The organism is Pseudomonas sp., assembly GCF_050739995.1.
In the GTDB taxonomy this organism is placed as follows: Bacteria; Pseudomonadota; Gammaproteobacteria; order Pseudomonadales; family Pseudomonadaceae; genus Aquipseudomonas.
The window spans coordinates 1-3,746 of the sequence record NZ_JBOICG010000260.1; the positions used below are offsets into that span (position 1 = coordinate 1).

The 3,746-nt window shown below is 58.8% G+C and carries 3 protein-coding genes and 1 pseudogene; 3 read left to right on the top strand and 1 reads right to left on the bottom strand.

All coding sequences use genetic code 11. The features are described 5' to 3' along the window. A pseudogene (locus ACRESD_RS08755) lies at positions 1-64 on the bottom strand (Cys-tRNA(Pro) deacylase); the annotation flags it as partial. A gap of 327 nt (positions 65-391) precedes the next feature. Between ACRESD_RS08755 and ACRESD_RS08760 the strand changes: the two are divergent. The 3 genes from ACRESD_RS08760 to ACRESD_RS08770 all read left to right on the top strand — a co-directional run bounded on the left by ACRESD_RS08760 (position 392) and on the right by ACRESD_RS08770 (position 3,672). Further along, positions 392-1,246, top strand: a complete 855-nt coding sequence (locus ACRESD_RS08760; RefSeq protein ID WP_431750561.1) for an MIP/aquaporin family protein — start codon at positions 392-394, stop codon at positions 1,244-1,246. Positions 1,247-1,327: 81 nt separating this feature from the next. Next, the gene (glpK, locus tag ACRESD_RS08765; RefSeq protein ID WP_431750562.1) at positions 1,328-2,833 is read left to right on the top strand and encodes a glycerol kinase GlpK; all 1,506 of its coding nucleotides are present in this window, start codon (positions 1,328-1,330) and stop codon (positions 2,831-2,833) included. An 83-nt stretch (positions 2,834-2,916) separates the two neighbouring features. After that, a complete protein-coding gene (locus tag ACRESD_RS08770) occupies positions 2,917-3,672 on the top strand; it encodes a DeoR/GlpR family transcriptional regulator (RefSeq protein WP_010212755.1) in 756 nt (251 codons plus the stop codon). The last annotated feature ends 74 nt before the right edge of the window (positions 3,673-3,746 follow it).

Here is a 3,746-nt window from a genome sequence, read left to right on the forward strand (position 1 = left end):
GTTCATAACTGTGGATGCGATGTTCGGCGCGAACTTTTTTCAACAGGTCCAATGCGGGGGTCATGTGGGCTCCAGGCAGGGCAAACTGATGGCCAATTCTAGGCCAAGCCCGTACAAAACGCTCTAGTGCGCCCCTTGAATAACCGTCACGCAGCGCGCCGAGCGTGATCATTCACCAGACCAATAGTTCGAAAATGACCAATGGTTCACTTTCGACCTTTGACAGCCGTCATTCTTGTCTATATTTTTTCGTTTCCGAATACTGTAGGAAATGAACCTACAGCGCTCGAGCAGTAAGCCGTAGGTAAGGATGGGGATCCTTATCACGGTGAAAATCGACGCTCGCCCGTTGCGACGAGACAACAGACAACAACAAAAACAGAGGTTTTCCATGACAACTGCTCTTCAACAGCCTTCACTTTCGAGCCAATGCATGGCCGAGTTCCTGGGGACTGCACTTCTGATTTTCTTCGGTACCGGTTGTGTGGCTGCGCTCAAGGTCGCGGGGGCCAGCTTTGGGTTGTGGGAAATCAGTATCATCTGGGGGGTCGGCGTGAGTATGGCGATCTACCTGAGCGCCGGTATTTCCGGGGCTCATCTCAACCCGGCGGTTAGTATCGCCCTGTGTATTTTTGCCGACTTCGAAAAGCGCAAACTGCCCTTCTATATCCTTTCCCAGATTGCCGGTGCGTTCTGCTCCGCGGCGCTGGTGTATACGCTCTACAGCAACCTGTTTTTCGATTACGAACAAACGCACCACATGGTTCGCGGCTCCCAGGCCAGCCTGGAGCTGGCGTCGGTGTTCTCCACCTACCCCCATGCGTTGCTGAGCACCGCCCAGGCCTTCCTGGTGGAAATGGTCATCACTGCCATCCTGATGGGTGTGATCATGGCCCTCACCGACGATAACAACGGCTTGCCGCGCGGCCCGTTGGCGCCTCTGCTGATCGGCCTGCTGATCGCCGTGATTGGTAGTGCCATGGGCCCGCTGACCGGCTTTGCGATGAACCCGGCGCGTGACTTTGGCCCCAAGCTGATGACCTTTTTCGCCGGTTGGGGTGAAATGGCCTTTACAGGCGGCCGCGATATTCCTTACTTCCTGGTGCCGGTTTTCGCGCCGATCGTCGGCGCATGCCTCGGCGCTGCGGCTTATCGCGGGCTGATTGCCCGCCATTTGCCGAGCGCGGCACCTACTGTTCCTGAAACAACTGACACGGCTGTCAACGGCAAGACGCATATTTCCTGATAGCGCCAGCCTGGCGCCCACTGCCCTTTTCATGGCCCAGGCTGATTACTTATTTCCTTATTTCCGTCCAAGGCAATCGACATGACCGACATTCAGAATAAGAACTACATCATTGCCCTTGATCAGGGCACCACCAGTTCGCGGGCGATCATTTTTGATCGGGACGCCAACGTGGTCTGCACCGCCCAGCGTGAATTCGCTCAGCATTACCCACAAGCCGGCTGGGTCGAGCATGACCCGATGGAAATTTTCGCCACCCAGAGCGCCGTAATGGTCGAGGCCCTGGCCCAAGCCGGGCTGCACCATGACCAGGTGGCCGCCATCGGCATCACCAACCAGCGTGAAACCACCGTGGTGTGGGACAAAATCACCGGCCGCCCGGTCTACAACGCTATCGTCTGGCAGTGCCGCCGCAGCACCGAGATCTGCCAGCAGCTCAAGCGCGACGGTCACGAGCAATACATCAGCGACACCACCGGCCTGGTCACCGACCCGTACTTCTCTGGCACCAAGCTCAAGTGGATCCTCGACAACGTCGAAGGCAGCCGCGAACGCGCCCGCAACGGCGAGCTGCTGTTCGGTACTGTCGACAGCTGGTTGATCTGGAAATTTACCGGTGGCAAGACCCACGTTACCGATTACACCAACGCCTCGCGCACCATGCTCTTCAACATCCACACCCTGGAGTGGGATGCGAAGATGCTGGAGATCCTCGATATCCCGCGTGAGATGTTGCCGGAAGTTAAGTCGTCGTCCGAAATCTATGGCCGCACCAAAAGCGGCATTGCCATCGGCGGTATCGCCGGTGACCAGCAGGCCGCCCTGTTCGGCCAGATGTGTGTCGAAGCCGGCCAAGCCAAGAACACCTACGGCACCGGCTGCTTCCTGCTGATGAACACCGGCGACAAAGCCGTGAAATCCAAGCACGGCATGCTCACCACCATCGCTTGCGGTCCGCGTGGCGAAGTGGCCTACGCCCTGGAAGGCGCCGTGTTCAACGGCGGCTCCACCGTGCAATGGCTGCGTGATGAGCTGAAAATCATCAACGACGCCCACGACACCGAATACTTCGCCGGCAAGGTAAAGGACAGCAACGGTGTGTACCTGGTGCCAGCCTTCACCGGCCTGGGCGCGCCGTATTGGGACCCCTACGCCCGTGGCGCGTTGTTCGGCCTGACCCGTGGCGTACGCGTGGATCACATTATCCGTGCGGCCCTGGAGTCGATTGCCTACCAGACTCGCGACGTTCTCGACGCCATGCAGCAGGACTCGGGCGAACGCCTCAAGGCCCTGCGCGTAGACGGCGGCGCCGTGGCCAACAACTTCCTGATGCAGTTCCAGGCCGACATCCTTGGCACTCAGGTCGAGCGCCCGCAAATGCGCGAAACCACAGCCCTCGGTGCCGCTTACCTGGCTGGCTTGGCCTGTGGCTTCTGGGGCAGCCTGGACGAACTGCGCGGCAAAGCAGTGATCGAGCGCGAATTCGAACCTCAACTCGATGAAGCCGCCAAAGAGAAGCTGTACGCCGGCTGGCAAAAAGCGGTCAGCCGCACCCGCGACTGGGAGCCCCACGAAGGCGCTGAATAAGCCAACGTCCGGTTGTAACTGGCGGGGAGCCGCTTGCTGCGTCATCATGGGCCACTTTTGTATGGCAGCCCAAAGGACGCCCCATGAATCTGCCTCCCCGCCAACAACAAATCCTCGAACTGGTCCGCGAACGCGGCTACGTGAGTATCGAGGAAATGGCGCAGCTGTTCGTTGTCACCCCGCAAACCATCCGCCGCGATATCAACCAGCTGGCGGACGCCAATCTGCTGCGTCGCTACCACGGCGGCGCGGCCTATGACTCCAGTGTCGAGAACACCGCGTACGCCATGCGTGCCGACCAGATGCGCGATGAGAAACAACGCATCGGCGAAGCCATCGCCGCGCAAATCCCTGATCATGCCTCGCTGTTCATCAATATCGGTACGACCACTGAGTCCATCGCCCGTGCTCTGCTCAATCACAACCATCTGAAAATCATCACCAACAACCTCAACGTCGCCACCATGCTCAGTGCCAAGGACGACTTCGATGTGTTGCTGACCGGTGGCAATGTGCGCCGGGATGGCGGTGTGGTGGGTCAGGCCAGTGTCGACTTCATTAATCAGTTCAAGGTCGACTTTGCCTTGGTGGGCATCAGCGGCATTGACGAAGACGGCAGCCTGTTGGATTTCGATTATCAGGAAGTACGGGTTTCCCAGGCGATCATCGCCAATGCGCGCCAAGTGATCCTGGCGGCGGACTCCAGCAAATTCGGACGCAATGCCATGATTCGCCTGGGTCCGATCAGCCTGGTGGATTGTTTGGTGACCGATCAGCAGCCGGTGCCGGCGCTGGTGCAGTTGCTCAATCAGCACAAAGTTCGTCTAGAAGTCGTCTGAAGACTGCAAATAACTCTGTAGTGAGCGGGCTTGCCCCGCGCGGCGGAGTGTCAGCCAAGAATGAGGCGCCTGAC